Below are 21,353 nucleotides of genomic sequence, written 5' to 3' on the forward strand. Positions count from 1 at the left end.
CGCTGTTTCTTTGCCTACTTTCTTTTTGCGCAAAAAGAAAGTAGGTGCGCCGCCGGGCGCACATCCCGGCTCCCGCCTTGAACAAAAGGCATGCAGCCAAAAAAGCCCCGAGACTCAACGAACCAGAGCAGCCACAAAAGCCACCCGCCAGCCGCTATGCTTGGCGCCCCGCCCCGCCCCAAATCCCCTTTTCTTGTGCCCCACCCATGCCACCACGCCTGATCCGCTTCAACAAGCCCTACGGCGTGCTCAGCCAGTTCACGGCCGAAGGCAAGTGGCAGGGCCTCAAGGACTACATCGACCAGCCGGGCGTGTACGTGGCCGGTCGGCTCGACGCCGACAGCGAGGGCCTGCTGCTGCTCACCAGCGACGGCCCCCTGCAGGCCCGCATCGCCGACCCGCGCTTCAAGATGGAAAAAATCTACTGGGTGCAGGTAGAGGGCCAGCCCGATGAAGAGGCCCTGGTCCGGTTGCGCAGCGGCGTGCAACTCAACGACGGCCCCACCCGCCCCGCCCGGGCGCGCCTGCTGGAGCCGCCACCCGCGCTGTGGGAGCGCACGCCGCCCATCCGCGAGCGCAAGGCCATTCCCACCGCCTGGATCGAGCTGGCCATCCGCGAGGGCCGCAACCGCCAGGTGCGGCGCATGACGGCGGCCGTGGGCTTTCCCACACTGCGGCTGATCCGCACGGCCATCGGGCCGTACACGCTCGACGGACTGACGCCGGGCGCCTGGGCCGAGCAGCCTGTGCTGTAGGCCCCGAGCTTCACTCCCTCACCGCCAACCCTGCCCCCGGCCCCACAGTGGACCAAGGGTATTCCCGCCTCTTCTATAGTCCTCTAGAGAACTATAGTTATCACCATGAGCTCCACCAACCACCTCACCCTGGTCGACAGCGCCCCCGGCATGCGCCGCTACGCCGCTCTGGCCAACGCCCTGCGCGCCCGCGTGGTGGCCGGCGAATGGCCGCCGGGCAGTGCGCTGCCGTCCGAAAACCTGCTCGCCAGCGAGCACCAGGTGGCCCTGGGCACCATGCGCCGGGCGCTGGAGCTGCTGGTCGAGCAGGGGCTGATCGAGCGCATCCACGGCAAGGGCACCTTTGTGCGCCAGGGCATCGCGGGCGGGTCCATGCTGCGCTTCTTCCGTTTTGGCGGCGGTGGCAGCGAGGTGCCGCAGTCGCGCATCGTCCAGCGCCAGAGCGTGGCCGCCACCACGGCCGTGGCACGCGGCCTGGGCGTGGCACCAGGCGAGCCAGTGCTGCGCCTGCTGCGCCTGCGCCTGCTGGCGAGCCAGCCCTGCCTGCTCGAGGAGATGTGGCTGCCGCTGGACCTGTTCGCCCCGCTCACCGAAAGCGACCCGGCCGGCTGGGACGACCTGCTCTACCCGATGTTCGCGCGCCGCTGCGGCGTGCATGTGCACCGCGCCGTCGACCAGATCGGCTTTGGCGTGCTCACCGCCCCCCAGGCTGCCCACCTGCGCCTGCAGGCCAGTCACCCCTGCGTGGTGGTGGAGCGCAGCGCCTACGACCTCACGGGCCGCTGCGTGGAGTGGCGCACCACGCGCGGCGATGCCCACGCCTTCCACTACTCCGTGACGATCACCTGACCCCCGCCCCATCCAGCAGGAGCACCACACCATGACCATCTCCGCACCTTCTTCCCGCATCTCGCGCCGCAGGCTGCTGCAGGCCGCAGGCGCAACTGTGGCCGCCCCCTGGCTCGCAGCCGGCCATGCGGCCACGGTCGCAGGCGGGCGGCCGATCACGCTGGTGGTGAGCTATCCCGCCGGCGGCGGCGCCGACCTGATCGCGCGCATCGTGGCGCCGCGCATCGCCGACGCGCTGGGCCAGAGCGTGGTGGTGGAGAACAAGCCCGGCGCCAGCGGCCAGCTGGCCGCCACCCAGGTGGCACGTGCCACGCCCGATGGCAGCACGCTGCTGCTCGATGCCTCGTCCTTCGCGGTGAACCCCTCGCTGTTCCCCAAGCTGCCCTACGACAGCGCCAAGGCCTTCACCCCGCTGGCGGTGCTGGTGACCTTTCCCAACGTGCTGGTGTGCACGCCGGGCTTCTCGGCCCAATCGGTCAAGGATGTGATCCAACTGGCCAAGGCCAAGCCGGGCGAGATCACCTATGCCTCCTCGGGCAACGGCTCGGCCCAGCACCTGGCGGGCGCCATGTTCGAGGGGCGTGCGGGCGTGCAACTGCTGCACGTGCCCTACCGCGGTGGCGGCCCGGCCATGACCGACGTGATGGGCGGGCAGGTGCCGCTGTTCTTTGCCAACGTGGCCTCGTCGCTGGGCCACATCCAGGCCGGCAAGCTGCGCCCGCTGGCCGTGACCAGCATGGTGCGCGCCCGCTCCCTGCCCGAGACCCCCACCATGGCCGAGGCCGGCGTGCCCGGCTACGAGGTGCTCGAATGGAATCCGCTGCTGGCGCCCGCCGGCATGGCCGCGGACACCAAGGCCACGCTGGTCGCTGCCGTGCGCAAGGCCCTGGCCGACCCCGAGGTGCTGGGCCGCGTGCGCCAGCTCGGCGGCGACGTGTTCGCCGACGCCACGCAGCAGACCGCGGGCAAGTTCATCGCCGCCCAGCAGGAGCAATGGGCCAAGGTGGTGCGCGAGCGCAAAATATCGGTCGGCTGAGTTCTGAGCGCGCACGCTTCGTGCATGCGCAGTCCACTGCAATGGTTGTTTCCTCTTCCCCCTTGACCCCACCTTCCCCGGCCCTGCCTTCGGGCTGGGACACCCATGTGCACGTGTTCGACCGTGCGGCCCCGGCGCAGGCCGGGCACTACGAGCCCGTGCACCGGCCGCTGGCCGATATCGAGGCACTGGCGGCTGCGCATGGCGTGGGCCACCTGGTGCTGGTACAGCCCAGCGTCTATGGCACCGACAACGGGGTGCTGCTCGATGCACTGGCCCAGTCCCCGGGCCGCCACCGCGGCGTCGTCGTGCTGGACGGCGCGGTGCCCGACGTCGAACTCGACCGCATGCACGCCCTGGGCGTGCGCGGCGTGCGCTTCAACCTGGTCTCGCCCGTGGGCAACGGGCCCGAGACCATGCAGGCCCTGGCCCCGCGCCTGGCCGAGCGCGGTTGGCATGTGCAGTGGTACGCCAACCCCGAAGACCTGGCCACCATCGTCCACCTGCACCAGGGCACGCCCGTGGCCTGCGTGCTCGATCACCTGGCCGGCCTGCATGCGCTGCTACCCTCCGATGACCGCGCCTGGCAGGCCCTGGCCAAGCTCGCCGGGCAAGGCGCCTGGGTCAAGCTCTCGGGCTGGTACCGTTTGCAGGCCAGCGCGCCCTACGGCCTGCTGCACCCGGCCATCGCACGCGTGGCCGCGCACATGGGCGAGCGCCTGGTCTGGGGTTCGGACTGGCCGCACACCTCGTTCGCGCCCGACGCGCTGCCGCGCTACGCCAGCGTGTGGGAGCCGGTGGTGAACGCGCTGGGCCACGAGGCTGCGCTGCGCATCCGCGATGCGGGGGCCAAGCTGTACAGCTGACGCGGCCCTCCGTATCCCACGGGGTATGCCCTATTGCTTTTCAGGATGCAACGTACCGCCGGCTGCCTGCAGCAACTGGCACACCGCAGACCAGTGCCACCGTGGAACTGGCTTTGCCAGGCCACTGGTGGTGTCCCCCTCGGGGGCTGAGGGCCGCGGCTCCAGGCCTGCCTGCGCAGGCTTGGACGGCAACGAAGAGCGGCCGTCTCTGGTGGACGCACCGTGGCGCGAAGCGACTCAGGGGGAGCCTGGTTTACTCGTTGGCTTGTGCTGCCTCGTCGATCACCAGGTAGCGCCGCACCAGGTCGAAGAAGCTTTCGTAGAAGGTGTCGGTGGTGATGGTCTCGCTGCCCACGCGCACCAGCGATTCGCTGCTGGACGAGAACGGCAGCGACACCGACCCGATGGCCCCCACGCCCAGGCTGGCCGAGTTGTTGGTCTTGCGCAGCGCAAAGCTGTCCTGGATGGCGGTGACAAAGCCCAGGCTGATCTTGCCCGTCGGCGACTCGGGCACGCAGACCACGCGGATCACCATCTGCATGTGCGTCTCGGTTCCGGGCTGGAAGTTCTTCTTGCCCTCCACCAGCTCGGCCGAGCTGGTGTTGATGATGTAGCCCTGGCTCAGCAGCGCACGGCGCGATGCCTCGCAGGTCTGCGCCGGCGTGGCATCGAACAGGCGCGAATACGTGGCCAGCGAGCCGAATTTCTCCTGCGGCGCCTGGGGGCCTTGCGGACCGGTGGGCAGGGCGGCGCAGCCGGCCAGCAGCAGCGTGGCGCAGGCCAACGCCACCCACCGGCTCCATGCAGGACGGAGCAGCGCAGAGGATTGCAAGGGGGCAGACAGGTACGTGAACGTCGGCAAATTCAAAACCAGGCACTCCGTAAGGGGGCATCGTGTGATGAAAGGAGGTAAGCACAGCGGCGTGCAGACAAGCCGCTGACGCTGTGAGAGCAGGTGCCGCACATCGGTTCCACCATTCTAGAAACGAAACCACGTTGCGGCAGACCCTTGCAGGCCCGCCACCAGGAAATGGGGCGGCCTGCACATGACCACCCGGCCATTCTGCACTGCTCCCAACGGCCCGAGGTGACACAGGCAAGCGGTGCATGGCCGGATTTGTTACAAAAGCCGCGCCACAGCACCTGCGTTCCTGCAGGCCAGCGCAGTTTCAACGCGGTTTGCGCTTGTAGAAAATCTGGCTTTGCAGGTTCTCTGCCACAGGGATGGCTTCGGCATTCCAGCGGGTCATGTACTCCACACTGCACACCCCGAGAGGAGAGCTGTCATGCAACTCGCGGGCAACTTTCAGACCCGTCTTGGTGCGCTGGTAACTGCTGGAAAAATTGAGCAGCTTGTTGCGTGTCTTGAGATTGGCTGGCACCTGGGTGAAGCTCACGCCCGGCGCCAGTTCAATGTCGTACGTCTCGTAACTGTGAAAACCCACGCAGCTGGTGCGCCGTCGCGGGGTGGTCTTGTCGTCAACGCTCGCAAAGCGGGCGATGGAGTTCGGCAGGCTGACAATGGGCTGCAGCAGGAAAGCACCCTGGGTACCCGACTGCAGGTAGTTGTCCACTTCGAAGGTCACGCCAAAGGAGTAGGTATCGGCGAGGACCTTGCCATCGGAGACGTCCCCCTTGTCCAGTATTCCTTTGCCCTTGAAGCCGGAGCCGGACAAGACCTTGCGCACAAAATCGCGCTCGCTGTCCCCCTGCAGGTCACGCATGTAGGAGCGCAGTTGCGCCGCACCCACCCCCTTGAACGACGCTCGCAGCATACCGGTTGCACTGCCGTTGGCAGCCAGCTTGAGCGTCATGTGCACGCGCTGCTCCATGTCGTCGGAAGACCCGGCGGGCACCTGCGCGATCGCCTTGGCGGCGCCTACGTGGATCACGGGCTTGGCGTAGGAATTCTCGGGCATGTAGCCGAAAGGGATGTTCTTGGCCGTGGCATCCACGTAGAGCTTGAAATCGGGCAGGTAGTTGATCACGTGGTTGACCGTGGAGACCACGGGGGTGGCTGGCAGGTCGTACACATTCCCGGCATTGATGAGCACTTGCTCGCTGCGCACGCCGACAGCGCTGAGAAGGGCCTGGAGCAGCGTGGCGTGATCCTTGCAGTCACCCATCTTGTTGTCCAGCACCACATCCGTATCCCGTGGAACCACCGCTCCGACGCCGATGCAATTGCCGCCATAGGTGATCTGGGTGGAAACCCATTCATACAGGCGGCGGGCTCGCTCACGGGGTACAGTTTCGCTGCCGATGATGGACTCGGCCAAGGCCATGATGCGCGGTGTCGGCTGCGCCTTGGGCAAGGCCCGGTCGCCGTAGGCGCGGGCAATGGCTTCATAGTCTGCGAACGTGCTCGCCAGAAGCACGGGAGATTCGTCCAGGCGCCAGATGCCTTCGTCCGCCTCGTCCCATTTGCGCGGCGAGGGATTCTTGTACTGCCATTCGCGCACATCGGTGTCGCCTTCCGTGGTGGCCGGCAGTTCCACCAAACCGTGGCTCTCATAGCGCAGATTCAGCCCCTTGGCAGCGCGAACCGTCACCCGGCTGTCCTGGTGCACCCCATAGGGCGAAAAACCCTGCACCACAGAGAAGGCGCCAGGGAACATGGCCTCCTTGTCGTCGATGCGGTACTGTACCCCCACGGAATCGCCCACTGCCAGATCAGGAAAGACCACGGAAATGCGGGTACGGTCCGAGAACATGGGCTTGTTGCCGTCGCGGCCGTCACTGACCTGGGTCTGGTAGTTGGTGGGCGGCACCACCACGCGGCGGCCATCGGGCTTTTCCGTGAAGGCTTCTATCACCCGGCCGGTCTGGATGCTGCTGCTGTAGCTGAACGAAAACGACTTCATGTTGTCCAGCGCACTGGCGTGCGTGATCCTGCTGATCGCCAGGTAGGTCGCAGACGCGCGTCCATCGGCGGCCACGTCGTAGGTGACATGCGACTGGCGCGACACCACAGGCACTGCGGCATCCGCAGTAGGCTGGGCCGTGGCCTGAGCGCAGCACAGCAGCCCTGCTGCAGCGAGTGCTGTGCCAACGCGCCAAGGCGCCGCTTTTCGCTGATTTCTCATTGCGTTCCCTCTCTTGATTCAATCCGTTGTGTCATTTGTGATTGCCGTGTGCGGCCATCCCGAGTAGACACGATTGCCGTGAGACGGCCATCAAAAAAACCGCCAAAAATGCTTCTATCCACCCGGGCCCCACCCCGCAGTTACACATTCGGACATAGAAAAAACCAATTACTACAAATACACTAGCCGGATATGGGCCAGCCGGCACCCCTGCGCAAGGGGCCCGAAGCAAGATGCCCAAGGAGGACCGCGTGCTGCCGTGCGCGGTGAAGGAAGAAATACGTGAACCAAAAAGCCGACCTTTCGCTTTCTCTGGAACCCATCGAAAAAGAGGGCGCCACCACCGCCGCCCCCTCTGCCGCCACCGGACGTGTCTGCGCTCGCTGCAAATACACCCGCCAGCCCGGCGACACGGCCCCAGACTGGCAGTGCCCCAGCTGCCACGTGGCCTATGACAAGGTAGACCCGCCCAAGCCTGCAGAGCCCAAGGCCGCCGAAGCGCCGGCCCCGGCACCCGCCCCCTATGTCGGCAAGGCCGCGCGGGCCCGCGCAGCCGCGGCAGAGGCGGCTGCCGCCGAGGCCGAAGCCAAAAAGAAGGCCAAAGCGCGCAAGAAGGCCCAGCGCGAATTCCCCGTGACCTGGATCGCGCTGGCTCTGGCCGTGGCCATCGGCTTGGGACTGGTTGGCTGGAAATTCCAGGCCGACAAGGTTCGCGCCCAGGAACGCGCCGCCAAGGCCGAGGCCGATGCCCGCGCCGCGGAAGTCGCGGCCCAGAAGGCCGCCCAGGACCAGCAGGCGCGCATGAAGGACCTGGAAAAGCAGGCCCGCCGCAGCAGCGAAGGGCCCGAGGCGGTGCAGGAGCTGCAAGCCCTGGCAGAAAAAGGCGACCAGCGCGCCATGCTGGTGCTGGGCACCACGCTGCGCGATGGCCGTGGCGTGCCCAAGGACCCCGAGCAGGCCGTCCGATGGCTGACCAAGGCATCCAATGAAGGCTATGCCCTGGCCAGCGTGCAACTGGGCTACAGCTATGAGCGCGGCCTGGGCGTGACACAGCAGGCCGAGCAGGCCGAGAACCTGTACCAGCGTGCCGCGCGCCAGGGCGATCCCGCCGGCCTCTACAGCCTGGGCCTGATGTACACCAACGGCCTGGACAACGTGGGCCGCCGCCCTGTGGCCGCGCACATGCTGCTCGACCTGGCGCAGCGCGCGCACAAGGAGCAGCAGCAGGACGACACCCTGGTGCCGCCCAACCGCGGCGCCTTCTGGGCGGCCGGCACCCTGCGCCGCCTGGCGCCCAGCATGAGCATCGTGGAAGTGGCCGAGGCCAAGCGCCTGGCCGATGCCTGGAAGCCAGGGCAGCCCTTCGGCTTCTGACGCCCCCATGGCTTTGGAGTGGCAGGTCTAAAGCCGACCTGCGAAGCGGCAGATTACCGGCGGATACACGCGCCCGTGCGCGTCCCGGGTACAGTGCAGGGCTTTCGCGGCCGCGGCACCAGCAGGTGCAGCGACCGCGATGCTTCTTTGGCCCTGCTCCCCGCCCCCTTTCCTTCCGGTTTCCCCATGTCCAACCTCATCGTCCACGGCGGTACGCCCCTGCGTGGCCGCATCACCCCGTCCGCCAACAAGAACGCCGTGCTGCCGGTGCTGTGCGCCACCTTGCTCACACGCGAACCGTTGCGCCTGCATGGCGTGCCCGACATCACCGACGTGCGCAAGATCCTCGACATCTTCCGCATGCTGGGCAGCAGCGTGCACCTGGATCAGGCCACGGGCACGCTGAGCCTGCACCATGAGCACACCGTGTTCGACCCCGCGCAGCACCGCCTGCCCGAGGAGATGCGCTCGTCCATCATGCTGATCCCGCCGCTGCTGGCGCGCTTTGGCGTGGCGCGGCTGGAAGACAACGTCAAGGGCTGCACCCTGGGCGTGCGCGAGATCGACCCCCACGTGGAGGTGTTCCAGCGCTTTGGCAGCACCGTGGAGCGCGCCGAGGGATCGCTGCTGGTGCGCAGCAGCGCCAAGGGGGCGCTCACGCCAACCGACCACTGGCTGGACTACGCCTCGGTCACCACCACCGAGAACTTCGTGCTCTGCGCCGTGGCCGCCCACGGGACCTCCACGCTGACCAACGCAGCCTCGGAGCCGCACGTGCAGGAGTTCTGCCGCTTCATGGTGATGCTGGGTGCGCGCATCGACGGCATCGGCACCTCACGCATCACGGTGCAGGGCGGTGCGGCGCTGGGCGGCGGCGAGTTCCGCTTCGACGAAGACTTCCATGAGATCACCACCTTCCTGGCGCTCGGCGCCATCACGGGCGGCGACGTGATCGTGCGCAACAGCGCGCCGGGCAACTTCCCGCTGATCGACCGCACCTTTGCCAAGTTCGGCGTGGTGGTCACGCACGAGGACGGCTGGTCGCGTGCGCACTGCCCCGGCCCGCTCAAGGTGCAGACGCCGTTCACGAGCAATGTGTTGACCAAGGTGGAGGCCGCGCCCTGGCCTTACTTCCCGGTGGACCTGCTGCCCATCTTCATCGCCCTCGGGGTGCGTGCGCAGGGCAACTGCATGTTCTGGAACAAGGTCTACGACGGCGCCCTGGGCTGGACGGGCGAGCTCTCCAAGTTCGGCGCCCATGTGTTCTCTTCCGACCCGCACCGCCTCATCACCTTCGGCGGCAACCCGCTGTCGCCCGCGTTGGTGGAAAGCCCTTACATCATCCGCGTGGCCATCGCCCTGTTCATGGTGGCGGCCAGTATCGAGGGGCGCTCGGAAATCCGCAACGCCGCCCCCATCCGCCGCGCCCACCCGCGCTTCGTGGAGAACCTGCGCAGCCTGGGCGTGCAGGTGGAGTGGACCAGCGAGGAGTAGGGCAACGCAAAACCAAGTCCCTCGCGCGCCGCGCGCCCCGCTTTGGGCGGTCTGCGCCGCAAGCAAATGCTCGCCATAGCACCGGCTATGGCTGCGCTTTGCGCCTAGCAGCCCATCCCAAATCAGGGCACGCGCCATCGCGAAGACTTGATTTTGCGTTACCCTTGGGCATGCTCAGCGGCGCCGGAACCAGAGCACCACGCCCAGGAACACCACGCCGGTGAGAATGGGCGACCAGGACGCCAACAGCTCCAGCCAGCTCGACTTGCGAATGCCCGACCAGACCTCGACCTGCACGCGGTCGATGCGCAGGTTGCGCGAGGATTCGAACTCCACCTGCGGCGCGGCCTTGCGGTCTTCCTTGAAGCTCACGCCCTTGGCAGCCCCCACCATGGACACCGGCTGCCCTGCGCGCGCGCCCTTGTGCACCAGCTCGGGCAGGAAGGAGATGGGCGAGGGCCCATCGAACTGCAGGCTCGTCTGCCAGCGCGAGCCCGCATCGCCATCGGCCAGCGCTACGCCCGAGACCTTGACGACGATGGTGAACGGGTTCTTGCTGGTGGGCAGCGACAGCTCATCACCGCGCCAGCGCTCGGTGGCCGCATAGATGCCCTTGCCCTTGTCACCGGGCGTCTGGGCCTGCTTTTCCTGGAAACGCTGGAACTTGGCCAATGTCTCGGGCGACAGGTCATAGATCTTCTCCAGGGTCTTGCCATAAGCGCTCGCTTCGTCCTTGGCCTGCACCCCCGGCAGGGCGGCCACCAGCGTCAGAAACGCCGCTGCAGCCCACAGCCACCCCCGGCCCGAACGGGCCGCACCAATCTCGGTACGCATCACGGATATTTCCCCTCTTGCTCTGTTGTCGTTGCTTGTGCGCCCGGCCTCCCGTGCCGCGCTGCGGCGAAGTGTAGTAGGAGACAATGCGCCACTTTTGTCCGCACCGGCCCATGCCCATGCCCCTGCCTGCTGCCCTGCTCTGCCTCGTGGTCGCCATCAGCGATGGCGACACCCTCACCGCCCGCTGCGGTACTCCAGGACGCTACGAACAGATGAAGGTGCGCATTGCGGCCATCGATGCGCCCGAGCGCAAGCAGGCCTTCGGCCAGAAGGCGCGCCAGCACCTGGCGCAGATGTGCTTCAAACGCCAGGCGACACTGCAACCCATCGAGGAGGACAGCTATGGCCGCACGGTGGCCAATGTGCGCTGCGGCGGCACCGACGTGGCCGCGGCCCAGGTGGCGGCCGGCCTGGCCTGGGTGTACACGCCGTATGCGGAACACCACCCGCACCTGGCACCACTGCAGCGCAAGGCACGCGCCCAGGGCGAAGGGCTGTGGGCACAGAAGCGCCCTTTGGCGCCGTGGGACTACCGGCACCGGCACCAGAAGCCCTACGGCAACTCCTGAACCCCGCTACCGCAGCAACGCCAGCACCCCCTGCGGCAACTGGTTGGCCTGCGCCACCATGGCCGAGCCGGCCTGCTGCAGGATCTGCTGGCGCGCGAGCGTGGCGGTCTCCACCGCAAAGTCGGCATCGAGTACACGCGAGCGGCTGGCCGAGAGGTTCTCGCTGCTGTTCTGCAGGTTGGCCACGGCCGTTTCCAGGCGCGAGGCCTGGGCGCCGATCACCGCGCGCTGGCCGTTGACATAGTCAAGCGCCCGGTCCACCGCCACGATGGCCTGGGCCGGCGAGATCGTCACGTCCAGCGTGCTGCGCAGCCCCAGCGAGGTCAGTCCCATGGCACCTATCGATGTTTCCAGCGTCTGGTTGGCATTGGCCCCGATCTGGAAGACCTTGGTCGTCGTGCCGCCCTTGGAGGTGGCAATGGTCTCGAACGATTCGGCAAAGCCATCGAGCACGTCGGTGCCCGAGCGGCTGCCGCTGTTGGGCACGGTGCTGGTGGCGGTCTTGGTCTCGCCACCGTCCACGTCCTGCCCGCCAATGGCGCCGGTGTCGGCGTTGTTCAGATCGAAGCCGCTGATGAAGGCCGCGCCGTTGGCCGCGTACTGGGTCTTGAAGTCGTTGGCGTCGGCAAACTGCCCCTGCGAGGCATTGGCCAGCGCCTGGTCGAGTGTGGAGCCGGGGTTGGCGCTCATGTAGGTGAGCACGTCCTTCACGCCCTCTCCGCCCGCACCCTTGATGCGGTTGTGCATGTAGCGCACGGCGGAATAGCTCGACGAATAGAACTCGCTGGTGTTCGACGGACCGTTGATGGCCGCCACCACGGCGGGCAGCCCGATGGCGGCGATGTCGGCCTTGACCCGTTCTTCCGCCCCCTGGATGAACTCGGCCGTGCCCTCGGCAAACCACAGGTTGTTGCTGGTGATGTCCTGCCAATTGGTGCTGCGCGCCATCACCGCGTGCACCATCTCGTGGGCGATGATGCGGTCGTTGTAATACGGCGCATTGCCCCCGTCGGGGAAGTTGGGCGGCACGAAGTCGGCCATGTCCACCTGCAGGGTCAGGTTGGTGCCGCGCCCCTGGCCATCGAAGCCCGTGGCCTGCACGTAAGCGGCCACGCCGCCCGCACCATCGGTGTAGCCGGTGTACTTCACCGCCAGCGCCGCCCCGTCGGCCTTGATGCCGTAGAGCTTGCTGATCAGCGTTTCGCTGCTCTCCAGCCAACTGCCCACGCTGGTCATGCCGTCGAACACGGCCAGCAGCTTGGCATCGCCCACCAGACTGCCCCGGCTGGGGTCGAACACGTTCATGCCGTTGAACTGGGCCGTGTTGGCGGTGCGGTCAATCTCGGAGGCCAGTTGCGCCACCTCGGCCTGGATGGCCTGGCGGTCGGTGGGGCTGTAGCTACCGTTGGCGGCCTGCACGGCCAGCTCGCGGATGCGCTGCAGGCTCGATGCAATGGTGCTGATCGCGCCCTCGGCCGTCTGCAGCAGGGAGATGCCGTCGTTGGCATTGCGCGCCGCCTGGTTCAGGCCCCGGATCTGGCTGGTGAATCGTTCGGAAATGGCCAGGCCCGCCGCATCGTCCCGGGCGCTGTTGATGCGCAGGCCCGAGGACAGCCGCTCGATGGATGTCGCCAGCTTGCCCTGCCCCCCACTCAGGTGGCGTTGCGCGCTCAGCGAGAACACATTGGTGTTGATGGTCAACGCCATGGCATGCCCGAAACAGGAACTCCTGACCGAACAGGCAGGGCTGCACACGCGCCGCCGCTGCCAGGGCTGGCCCCATGCCGGCCCTTTCTTTCCCGGTTATCGGCGGATGTAACAGGAACTTTCGGATATTTTTTCAACCACCGCTGCCACCGGCCAGCAGCCTGCCTCCAGCGCGCCGGCCGCAAAGCCGGTAGCATCGAGCCCCCGGTAGAAACCCTTATTCCCTGATTCCCTGCGGGGATTCCGGACTTTCCGCAGGCAAAACCCTCCCGCGCCCGCCACCCCACCCGCCCCGTGTCCCAACCGTCCCCGACCTCCTCCCCCTTGCCGGCTGGCCAGCCCTCGGCCAGTGTCTACCGCCACTCCGGCTTCCTGGCCTTCCTGTCCGCCCGCCTGATCGCCGTGTTCGCCACCCAGGTGCAGGCCGTGGTGGTGGCCTGGCAGGTGTATGACCTCACGCGCGAGCCGCTGGCCCTGGCCTACGTGGGGCTGGCGCAGTTCCTGCCCATGCTGTGCCTGCTGCTGCCGGCCGGTGACCTGATCGACCGCTTCGACCGCCGGCGCATCCTGGCCATCAGCTGGGCCGTGGGCGCCGTCTGCAGCGGCCTCCTGTGGTGGCTGTCGGGCCATGGCGCCACGGGCGTGAACGGCATCTATGCGGTGCTGGTGCTGTTCGGCTGCGCGCGCGCCTTCTCGGGGCCAGCCATGCAAAGCCTGCTGCCGCAGATCGTGCCGCGCGAGCAGCTGGCCCAGGCCATCGCCGCCAACAGCATGCTGATGCGCGCGGCCAGCATCGGCGGGCCGCTGCTGGGCGGCGTGCTCTACGCCATCGGCGGGGGCGAGCTGACCTATGCGCTGTGCTTCGTGTGCTTTGCGCTGGGCGCCTGGCTGCTCACGCGCGTCGCTGTGCCCTACGCCACGCCCCCCGCCGCAGCGCAGGGCAGCATGTGGCAGCGCTTTGGCGCAGGCATCGGCTTCATCCGCTCGCGCCCCATCATCCTGGGCACCATCTCGCTGGACCTGTTCGCCGTGCTGCTGGGCGGCGTGGTGGCCCTGCTGCCCATCTATGCGCACGAGGTGCTGCACGTGGGCCCGGCCGGCCTGGGGGCGCTGCGCAGCGCCATGGCCGTGGGCGAGGTCAGCGCCGGCCTGTACCTGAGCATGCGCCCCTTCAACCGCCGCGTGGGGCCCACCATGTTCATCGCGGTCGCCATCTTCGGCGCGGCCAACCTGGTGTTCGCGCTGTCCACGCTGTTCTGGCTGTCCTTCGCGGCCCTGCTGGTCGCAGGGGCCGCCGACATGGTGAGCGTCTACATCCGCGGCGCGCTGGTGCAGTTCTCTACCCCCGACGAAATGCGCGGGCGCGTGAATGCGGTGAACATGCTGTTCATCGGCTCGTCCAACGAGCTGGGCGAGTTCCGCGCCGGCACCAGCGCGGCATGGCTGGGCGTGGTGCCCGCCGCCGTGCTGGGCGGCGTGTGCACGCTGGGCGTGGTGGGCGCCTGGGCGCTCGCCTTCAAGCCGCTGCGCAAGGTGGACAAGTTCGAGGAGGCGGCGCAGGCGCGCTGACGTACGCACAAATGCACACAACCCCGCGCGCATTTGTTTCGCGCGGGTAAAAGCCGCCCACGGCCCTTGCCTTGCCGGTACGGCAGGCGCAGCATGGCGATCCTGTTCGCTCCAGGATGGATGCCACACCATGCGCCAAGACCCCATCGCCACCCTTTCCACGCCAGCGCTCAGCCGCCGCCAGTGGTTGGCACTGGCCGCGCTGGGCGCATCGGCCAGCGCAGTACCCGCCTGGGCCGCCGCGCCCCTGGCACAGGCCGACATGCCCGACGACGCCCTGCGCGCCCGGCTGCTGGACCGCATCACCTGGGGCTGCACCGCCCAGGGCGCACAGGCCCTGGCCGCCATGGGCACCCAGGCCTGGCTGGCCGACCAGTTGCGCGCGCCCGCCAACGCGCCGCTGCCGGCGGCCGCCCAGGCCCAGATCGACGCCATGGCCATCAGCCGCACCCCGTTCGAGGCCCTGGCCCTGCAGATCGAGCAGCGCCAGCGCGAGGCCCGCGCCCTGCCCACCGAAGACGAACGCAAGGCGGCCCTCGAAGCCTGGCAGAAGGACATGCGCAACCTGCAGCGCGAGGCGGGCCAGCGCTTCGTGCTGCGCGCGCTGTACTCGCCCGCGCAGTTGCGCGAGAAGATGACCTGGTTCTGGATGAACCACTTCAACGTCTTTGCCGGCAAGGCCAACCTGCGCGCCGCCGTGGGCGACTACGAGGAGCGCGCCATACGCCCGCATGCGCTGGGCCGCTTTCGCGACCTGCTGGGCGCCGCCACGCGCCACCCGGCCATGCTGCGCTACCTGGACAACGCGCAGAACGCCGCCGCCCGCATCAACGAGAACCATGCGCGCGAGCTGATGGAGCTGCACACCCTGGGCGTGGGCGGCGGCTACAGCCAGCAGGACGTGCAGGAGCTGGCGCGCGTGCTCACGGGCGTGGGCATCAGCCTGCGCCCGCTGGACGACGAGCCCCCGCGCATGAAGCCCGCGCTGCGAGCCCACTACGTGCGCCAGGGCCTGTTCGAATTCAACCCCCAGCGCCACGACTGGGACGCCAAGACCCTGCTCGGCCAGCCCCTGCGCGCCCAGGGCCTGGCCGAACTGGACGAGGCCCTGGACCGCCTGGCGCGCCACAGCGCCACGGCCCGCTTCATCACGCGCAAGATGGCCGTCTACCTGGTGGGCGATGCACCACCCCAGGCCCTGCTCGACAACCTGGCCCACACCTTCGAGCGCAGCGATGGCGACATCGCCGCCGTGCTGGCCGCGCTGTTCCAGTCCACCGAGTTCCAGGCCTCACTGGGCCAGCGCTTTCGCGACCCGGTGCAGTACGTGCTGGCCGGTGCGCGCCTGGTGCATGGCGAGCAGCCGGTGCTGGCCAATACCGACCCGCTGCTCGCCTGGCTGCAGCGCCTGGCCGAGCCGCTGTACGGGCGCGCCACGCCCGACGGCTACCCGCTCGACGCCGCCACCTGGTCGGGCTCGGGCCAGATGAGCACGCGCTTCGAGGCGGCCCGCGCGCTCGGTGCGGGCATTGCCGGCCAGGGCCTGCGCCTGCCGCCACCGCTGCTGGCGCAGACGCCCTACCTGCGCCAGATCGATGCCACGCTGGCTCCGGCCACGCGTGCTGCCCTGGTCCAGGCCCAGTCGCCACGCGAATGGAACCTTTTGTTCCTTTCGTCCCCTGAGTTCATGCACGGGTGAAGGAGTTCTAGATGCTGCGACGCCACTACCTGCAAGCCCTGGGCGCCAGCGCCCTGGGCCTGGCCACCGCCCGGGTGGCCGCCGCCCCGCGCGCGGGGGATGCGCGCCTGCTGCTGGTCTTTCTGCGCGGCGGCTACGACTGCGCGAGCCTGCTCGTGCCCACGGCCAGCAGCTTCTTCTACGAGAGTCGGCCGAATATCGCGATTGCCCGACCGGGGCAGGAGGGCGGCGCATTGGAGCTCACCAGCGACTGGGGCCTGCACCCGGTGCTGGCCGATTCGATGCTGCCGCTGTACCAGCGGCGCGAACTGGCCTTTGTGCCCTTTGCGGGCACGGACGACCTCTCGCGCAGCCACTTCGACACACAGGACAGCATCGAGCTGGGCCAGCCCCTGGCCGGGCGGCGCGACTATGGCTCGGGTTTCCTGAACCGGCTGGCGGCCGAGCTGGGGGCCCGGCGCGAGACGCCCTCGCCCATGGCCTTCACCAGCACCCTGCCCCTGGTGCTGCGCGGCACGGTGGATGTGCCCAACACCGCGCTGGCCGCTGCTGCAGGAGGAAAAGCGGGCGTGGACGAGCGCCAGGCCGGGCTGATCGACATGATGTACCGCAGCACCGCCCTGGCCCGCCCCGTGGCCGAGGGCTTCGCCACCCAGGGCGAGGTGGCGCGCAGCATGCAACAGGGCGAGATGGACGCCGCCAGCCGCAATGCGCTGAGCACCAAGGGCTTCGAGGGCACGGCACGGCGCATGGCGCGGCTCATGCAGACGCGCTACCACCTGGGCTTTGTCGACGTGGGCGGCTGGGACACGCACGTGGGCCAGGGCAATGCCACGGGCGCACTGGCCAACCGCTTCGAGGAACTGGGCCGTGGCCTGGCCGGCTTTGCCGACGAGACGGGCGCCGCTGCGTGGAAGAACACCGTGGTCGTGGTGCTCAGCGAGTTCGGCCGCACCTTCCGCGAGAACGGCAACCGCGGCACCGACCATGGCCATGGCACCGTGTTCTGGGTGCTGGGCGGCGGCGTGGCGGGCGGGCGCATCGTGGGCGAGCAGCAGGCACTTTCCGCCGCCACCCTGTTCCAGGACCGCGATTACCCGGTGCTCAACGACTACCGCGCGGTGCTGGGCGGGCTGTTCGGGCGCATGTACGGGTTGAACGCCACGGCGCTGGCCCGGGTGTTCCCCGGGGCACGCGCAACAGACCTGCGGCTCGTCTAGAAAACGATCAAGCGTTCAGCACACCGCTCATCAGTTCGGGCAGGCGCTCGATCTTCATCTTGAAGCCGCAAGCCTGTGCATGCCCGCCACCGCCCATGCTTTCGGCCAGGGCGATGCAATCGAAGTTGCGCTGCGAGCGCAGGCCCGCCTTCACGCCCTTGGCGCCCGCGCTCCACATCAGCGCGAAGGTGCCTGTCTTGGCCGAGAGGATGTCGCCCACCAGGCTGTGGAACATGCCGGGCGCGTTGACCATCAGGCCCTCGATGCCGTTGAACACCAGGGGCTGGGCCCCCTCGGCGATGTCGGCGCAGAGCTTTCGGTATTTTTCGTCCATGGCCGCGCCACGCGCCATGAAGGCCTGCAGCCCTTCGGGCGTGAAGGAGGCGATCTCGCGCCAGCGCTCGAAGGTCTGTGCCTCCATGTCCAGCGCCGAAAGAAAGGCCGCGCTCTCAGGGAACTCCCACTTCCAGATGTCGCGGTCTTCCACGTACTGCAGCAGCGCGGGCACGGGCTGGTGCGGGTGGAAGAACTCCCAGGCCAGGCGCGCGCCCGACTTGTCCATGTCAAAGTGCACCACGCCGCAGCGGCAGGCAAAGCCGGTGAGCTTCTCGGCCGCGCTCTTGTGGTGATCGAGCATCACCAGGCGCGCCGCACGCGTGTCGATGGCCGACAGGATCTCGGCCGAGAACGAGAAGTCGAGGATGTAGACCGAGCGGCCGTCGAGCGCCGGCAGGTCGTCCACCGACTGCACGTCACCATGGTCCAGGCCCACGTACTCGGCCTTGTCGCCATAGAACAGCCAGGCGGCCAGTGCCGCGCCAAAGCCGTCGGGGCAGCCGCGGCCGTGGTAGAGCACCAGCGGCGAGGGGTCGTTCACATCGGGAGCAACCAGCAGTTGCAGGGGCAAAATTGTTTTTTTCATCATTGCCCCCGATTGTCGCCGGGCGGCCAGGCAGGGGGAACCAATACATTGCACGGGGCTCTACCTCGCATGGCGTTTCGTGCTTTCTACCCCCTCTCCTTCTTTGGCCGGCCCATGTTCCAGACCCTCAAAGAACTGTTCGACAGCTTCACCGCCCCGCTATCGCCCCAGGCCACAGCCGCCGAGCGCGCGCATTCCGTGCAACTGGCCGCCGCCGTGCTGCTGGTCGAGGTGGTGCGCGCCGATGCCCGCATGGACGAGGCCGAGCGTGCCGCTCTGGTGCGCGCCCTGCGCGAGCGCTTCGCTCTGGCCGACGACGAGATCGACCGCCTGGTGGAGCTGGCCGTGGACACGGCGAAAACCGCCTACGACTACCAGCGCTTCACCGGAAACCTCAACGAGCACTTCACGCAGCCGCAGAAGATCGCACTGGTCGAGGCCATGTGGCAGGTGGCCTATGCCGACGCCCGGCTTGACGAGAACGAGATGCACGCCATCAGCAAGGTCGCCGGGCTGCTGCACGTGACGCACGGCGAGTACATCGCCGCGAAGATGCGCGCCAAGGAAGCGGCAAACCTCTGAGGCTAGACCGGTAGCCAACGCCACCAGAAAGGTGTCTTGACCTCGCGTGCACCGCGCTCGCGCAACAGCGCGATAAATTCCTTGCGGCCATGGCGCTTGGCGGCCTCCAGCGGTGTCATGTCATCGAACTCCGAGCGCAGCGTGGGGTCCGCACCGTTGTCGAGCAGGTAGTGCGCCATGGCGTCGTGCCCGTGGACCAGGGCCGCCACCAGTGGCGTGCACAGGATCTCGGGGTGCTGGTAATTGGGGTTCACCCCCGCGCTGATGTGGTGGCGCACCAGCGCCAGGTCGCCGGCCACGGCGGCGGCATACATGTCTTTCCAATCGCCTGCGGACATGGTGGTGTCTCCCTTGGGCTTGCAATCAACGAGGCTTGCCGTATTTGGCGGCGTACTCGGCCGCGAGCTTGCGCGCAGCCGCCTGCCCCTTGGCGTCCAGGATGCTCAGCAACTGCGTGCGGTTCTTGATGGCCTGCGGGTCGCCCGCGCTGGCCGGCATGTCGATCCAGGCAAAGGCCTGCACATAGTCCTGCGGCACCCCATGGCCCTGGGCGAAGAGCAGGCCGTATTCGTTCTGCGCGGCCAGCGAGCCGGCCTCGGCCGCCTTGCGGTACCAGTGCGCGGCCTTCTCGTGGCTCTGGGGCACGCCCGCGCCCTTGCGGTAGGCCTGGCCCAGGTTGAACTGCGACTGCAGGTCGCCCTTCTCGGCCGCCAGCATGGCGTAGTGCTGCGCGCGCTGCAGGTCCTGCGGCACGCCGTCGCCCTTGGAGTACATGAGCCCCAGGTTGGCCATGGAGGGGGTGTAGCCGGCGTCGGCCGCCTCGGTGAACAGCGCGGCGGCCTTCTTCACGTCCTTGCCCACGCCCTGGCCGGTGTAGTACAGGCTGGCCAGCATGTGCTTGCCGGCGGCATCACCGGCCTGGGCGGCCGCGCTGAACTCCTTGAACGCGGTGGCGTGGTCGCCCTTGCCATAGGCGGCGATGCCGTCGCTCACGGCAGCCTTGGCGGAAAAGGACATGGCGGCGGTGGCTCCCAGGGTCAGGGCGGCAGCAAAGGTACGCAGGCGCATCATCATCATCATCGGTACAGGCTCCTTGCGCGATGGCGGCTGGATGGATCGGCCGCATTCTGGCATGGCGGCGAACTCGCCCCCTCACCCTGCAGGTACCGGAGCGCCCACGGCATCCATGGCGCGCGCATGCTCGGCCGTGGTCAGTACCTGGACCGGAGCGACCGGCACACCGGCGCCATCGAAGAACGGTGTGCGCCGGTAGCTGCCGGTCAGGCGCGCGGCCGCGATGCGCGGCATGAAGCCCAGCAGCGCCCTGGCCTGCCTCCACGCGCCCAGCTTCGGCGGCGTACCGCCCTTGGCACCGGCTGTCTCCAGGTGCATCTGCACGGGCCGGAAGGCCGGCGGTCCCAGTGCTTCGCTGCCTTGCGGATGCAGGCAGCTGTGCAACAGGCCCACATAGGGCATGCGCCAGTCGCGCCCGGTGTTCGCCAGCGGCGTGTGGCAGCAGCGCGCATACCAGCGCAGCATGCCCTTGTCGGTCAGCGACACACAGGCAATGTGCTCCGCCCCCTTCGTGAACGAGACATGGCGCGCATGCGTGGCGACCACCTCGGTGCCTGCCAGTGCGTCCAGCACCGTGCCGGCCTGACCCAGGTGGTGGGCATAGGCCTGGCAGTCGCGGCAGTAGCAGACGGCGTGCAGGGCCGATGGCGTGTCGGCCACCTCGCCGGCGACCTGGCCGCACCGGCATTGCAGGCGGTGGGCCTGTGGCCCGTGGCTGTTGGTATCGTTCATGGATTTCTCTCTCCCTTGCTTGTTCCCGTTGTTCCCTTGGCTTCTGGCGCAAGCTTAGCGCCCCTGCTGCCAGAATCTGTCAGTTGACTGCGCTCTGCTCCCTTTCTTCGTTTCCTTCCTTCATGTCCCCACCGCTGCACATCCTCTGGCGCGACGAGCACCTCGTCGCCGTGTACAAGCCCGCGGGCTGGCTGGTGCACCGCACGGGGCTCGACGCGGGCGAGACACGCTTCGTGATGCAGACCCTGCGCGATCAGCTGGGCCAGCATGTGTTTCCCGTGCACCGGCTGGACAAGGGCACCTGCGGCGTGCTGGTGATGGCGCTGCACAGCGATGCGGCACGCGCCTTGTCTCAATCCTTCGAGCACCAGGCCACGCACAAGCGCTACCTGGCCATGGTGCGCGGCTGGGCGCCCGAGGCCGTGGAGGTGGACCACGCCCTGAAACCCGACGACGCCCCGGCCGACGCGGCCGTGCAGGACGCGCACACCCGCTTTCGCCTGCGGGCCCGGCTCACCCTGCCCGAGGTGAGCGATGCGCGCTTTCCCGGCACCCGCGCCTCGCTGGTGGAGGCCATTCCCACGACGGGGCGGCGGCACCAGATACGGCGGCATTTGAAGCACCTGGCGCATCCCATCATCGGGGATGCGACGCATGGCAAGGGGCCGATCAACCGGTGGTGGGCGGAGCGTTTGGGGTTGCAGCGTTTGTGGTTGCATGCGTGGGAGTTGCGGGTGCCGCATCCGGTGTCGGGGGAGGTGATGGTGTTTGAGAGTGGGCTGCGGCTGGAGGGCGGTGCGGTGGAGGAATCGGCGCCTGTGGCGGACTGGCAGCGGTTGTTGGTTCGGTTGCCTTGGTCGTTGGTTGCTTGAGATCTGGGCGAATGGTTGCTGCGTGCCCTTGTTAAGGGCGGAGGCCGGGATGTGCGCCCGGCGGCGCACCTACCTTCTTTTGCTTCGTCAAAAGAAGGTAGGCCAAGAAA

The 21,353-nt window shown here is 68.0% G+C and carries 20 protein-coding genes; 12 read left to right on the top strand and 8 right to left on the bottom strand.

The features are described from left to right. Window positions 1–206: 206 nt before the first annotated feature. From AC3WOH_RS33825 to AC3WOH_RS33840, 4 genes are all read left to right on the top strand, one after another. Window positions 207–755: a pseudouridine synthase gene (locus tag AC3WOH_RS33825; protein ID WP_492233709.1), complete on the top strand. Its 549-nt coding sequence runs from the start codon at window positions 207–209 to the stop codon at window positions 753–755. Window positions 756–860: 105 nt separating this feature from the next. Further along, on the top strand, window positions 861–1,604 hold the full coding sequence (locus tag AC3WOH_RS33830) for a GntR family transcriptional regulator (protein ID WP_492233710.1): 744 nt from the start codon (window positions 861–863) through the stop codon (window positions 1,602–1,604). A gap of 31 nt (window positions 1,605–1,635) precedes the next feature. Next, a complete protein-coding gene (locus tag AC3WOH_RS33835; protein ID WP_492233711.1) occupies window positions 1,636–2,640 on the top strand; it encodes a tripartite tricarboxylate transporter substrate binding protein in 1,005 nt (334 codons plus the stop codon). A gap of 41 nt (window positions 2,641–2,681) precedes the next feature. Then, window positions 2,682–3,506 (top strand): amidohydrolase family protein, encoded by an 825-nt coding sequence (locus tag AC3WOH_RS33840; RefSeq protein WP_492233712.1) that lies wholly within the window; start codon window positions 2,682–2,684, stop codon window positions 3,504–3,506. A 253-nt stretch (window positions 3,507–3,759) separates the two neighbouring features. On the opposite strand, the gene AC3WOH_RS33845 is transcribed toward AC3WOH_RS33840, so the two are convergent. Together AC3WOH_RS33845 and AC3WOH_RS33850 are read right to left on the bottom strand one after the other, a co-directional pair. Further along, window positions 3,760–4,296 (bottom strand): DUF2242 domain-containing protein, encoded by a 537-nt coding sequence (locus AC3WOH_RS33845; protein ID WP_492233713.1) that lies wholly within the window; start codon window positions 4,294–4,296, stop codon window positions 3,760–3,762. 379 nt (window positions 4,297–4,675) lie between these two features. Further along, window positions 4,676–6,592: a DUF3857 domain-containing transglutaminase family protein gene (locus AC3WOH_RS33850; protein WP_492233714.1), complete on the bottom strand. Its 1,917-nt coding sequence runs from the start codon at window positions 6,590–6,592 to the stop codon at window positions 4,676–4,678. 282 nt (window positions 6,593–6,874) lie between these two features. Between AC3WOH_RS33850 and AC3WOH_RS33855 the strand changes: the two genes are divergently transcribed. After that, window positions 6,875–7,966 carry a tetratricopeptide repeat protein gene (locus AC3WOH_RS33855; protein WP_492233715.1) on the top strand — a complete coding sequence of 364 codons (1,092 nt, stop codon included), beginning with the start codon at window positions 6,875–6,877 and terminating at the stop codon, window positions 7,964–7,966. A gap of 186 nt (window positions 7,967–8,152) precedes the next feature. Further along, window positions 8,153–9,460, top strand: coding sequence for a UDP-N-acetylglucosamine 1-carboxyvinyltransferase (locus tag AC3WOH_RS33860; protein WP_492233716.1), 1,308 nt, complete (start codon window positions 8,153–8,155; stop codon window positions 9,458–9,460). Between the two features lie 174 nt (window positions 9,461–9,634). On the opposite strand, the gene AC3WOH_RS33865 is transcribed toward AC3WOH_RS33860, so the two are convergent. Continuing rightward, window positions 9,635–10,294, bottom strand: coding sequence for a hypothetical protein (locus AC3WOH_RS33865; RefSeq protein WP_492233717.1), 660 nt, complete (start codon window positions 10,292–10,294; stop codon window positions 9,635–9,637). A 119-nt stretch (window positions 10,295–10,413) separates the two neighbouring features. Between AC3WOH_RS33865 and AC3WOH_RS33870 the strand changes: the two genes are divergently transcribed. Next, on the top strand, window positions 10,414–10,866 hold the full coding sequence (locus AC3WOH_RS33870; protein ID WP_492233718.1) for a thermonuclease family protein: 453 nt from the start codon (window positions 10,414–10,416) through the stop codon (window positions 10,864–10,866). 6 nt (window positions 10,867–10,872) lie between these two features. Here the strand turns inward: AC3WOH_RS33870 and AC3WOH_RS33875 are convergent, their stop codons facing one another. Next, window positions 10,873–12,573, bottom strand: a complete 1,701-nt coding sequence (locus tag AC3WOH_RS33875; protein ID WP_492233719.1) for a flagellinolysin — start codon at window positions 12,571–12,573, stop codon at window positions 10,873–10,875. A 294-nt stretch (window positions 12,574–12,867) separates the two neighbouring features. On the opposite strand from AC3WOH_RS33875, the gene AC3WOH_RS33880 reads away from it, so the two are divergent. The 3 genes from AC3WOH_RS33880 to AC3WOH_RS33890 all read left to right on the top strand — a co-directional run bounded on the left by AC3WOH_RS33880 (window position 12,868) and on the right by AC3WOH_RS33890 (window position 17,061). Beyond that, window positions 12,868–14,142: an MFS transporter gene (locus tag AC3WOH_RS33880; RefSeq protein ID WP_492233720.1), complete on the top strand. Its 1,275-nt coding sequence runs from the start codon at window positions 12,868–12,870 to the stop codon at window positions 14,140–14,142. 130 nt (window positions 14,143–14,272) lie between these two features. Further along, window positions 14,273–15,841 (top strand): DUF1800 domain-containing protein, encoded by a 1,569-nt coding sequence (locus AC3WOH_RS33885; RefSeq protein ID WP_492233721.1) that lies wholly within the window; start codon window positions 14,273–14,275, stop codon window positions 15,839–15,841. Between the two features lie 11 nt (window positions 15,842–15,852). After that, window positions 15,853–17,061, top strand: coding sequence for a DUF1501 domain-containing protein (locus tag AC3WOH_RS33890; protein WP_492233722.1), 1,209 nt, complete (start codon window positions 15,853–15,855; stop codon window positions 17,059–17,061). A 7-nt stretch (window positions 17,062–17,068) separates the two neighbouring features. Here the strand turns inward: AC3WOH_RS33890 and AC3WOH_RS33895 are convergent, their stop codons facing one another. Further along, complete coding sequence (locus tag AC3WOH_RS33895) at window positions 17,069–17,986, bottom strand: DHH family phosphoesterase (RefSeq protein WP_492233723.1); 918 nt, start codon at window positions 17,984–17,986, stop codon at window positions 17,069–17,071. Between the two features lie 111 nt (window positions 17,987–18,097). On the opposite strand from AC3WOH_RS33895, the gene AC3WOH_RS33900 reads away from it, so the two are divergent. Beyond that, window positions 18,098–18,565 (top strand): tellurite resistance TerB family protein, encoded by a 468-nt coding sequence (locus AC3WOH_RS33900; RefSeq protein ID WP_492233724.1) that lies wholly within the window; start codon window positions 18,098–18,100, stop codon window positions 18,563–18,565. 2 nt (window positions 18,566–18,567) lie between these two features. Here the strand turns inward: AC3WOH_RS33900 and AC3WOH_RS33905 are convergent, their stop codons facing one another. The 3 genes from AC3WOH_RS33905 to AC3WOH_RS33915 form a co-directional block, all read right to left on the bottom strand. Continuing rightward, on the bottom strand, window positions 18,568–18,903 hold the full coding sequence (locus tag AC3WOH_RS33905; RefSeq protein WP_492233725.1) for an ankyrin repeat domain-containing protein: 336 nt from the start codon (window positions 18,901–18,903) through the stop codon (window positions 18,568–18,570). Between the two features lie 25 nt (window positions 18,904–18,928). Beyond that, window positions 18,929–19,645: a tetratricopeptide repeat protein gene (locus tag AC3WOH_RS33910; protein ID WP_492233726.1), complete on the bottom strand. Its 717-nt coding sequence runs from the start codon at window positions 19,643–19,645 to the stop codon at window positions 18,929–18,931. 72 nt (window positions 19,646–19,717) lie between these two features. Beyond that, window positions 19,718–20,371, bottom strand: a complete 654-nt coding sequence (locus AC3WOH_RS33915) for a DUF6151 family protein (RefSeq protein ID WP_492233727.1) — start codon at window positions 20,369–20,371, stop codon at window positions 19,718–19,720. A gap of 122 nt (window positions 20,372–20,493) precedes the next feature. Between AC3WOH_RS33915 and AC3WOH_RS33920 the strand changes: the two genes are divergently transcribed. After that, window positions 20,494–21,243 carry a pseudouridine synthase gene (locus AC3WOH_RS33920; RefSeq protein WP_492233728.1) on the top strand — a complete coding sequence of 250 codons (750 nt, stop codon included), beginning with the start codon at window positions 20,494–20,496 and terminating at the stop codon, window positions 21,241–21,243. Window positions 21,244–21,353 lie beyond the last annotated feature (110 nt).

It is taken from the genome of Acidovorax sp. FW305-C-20-28 (genome assembly GCF_058783375.1).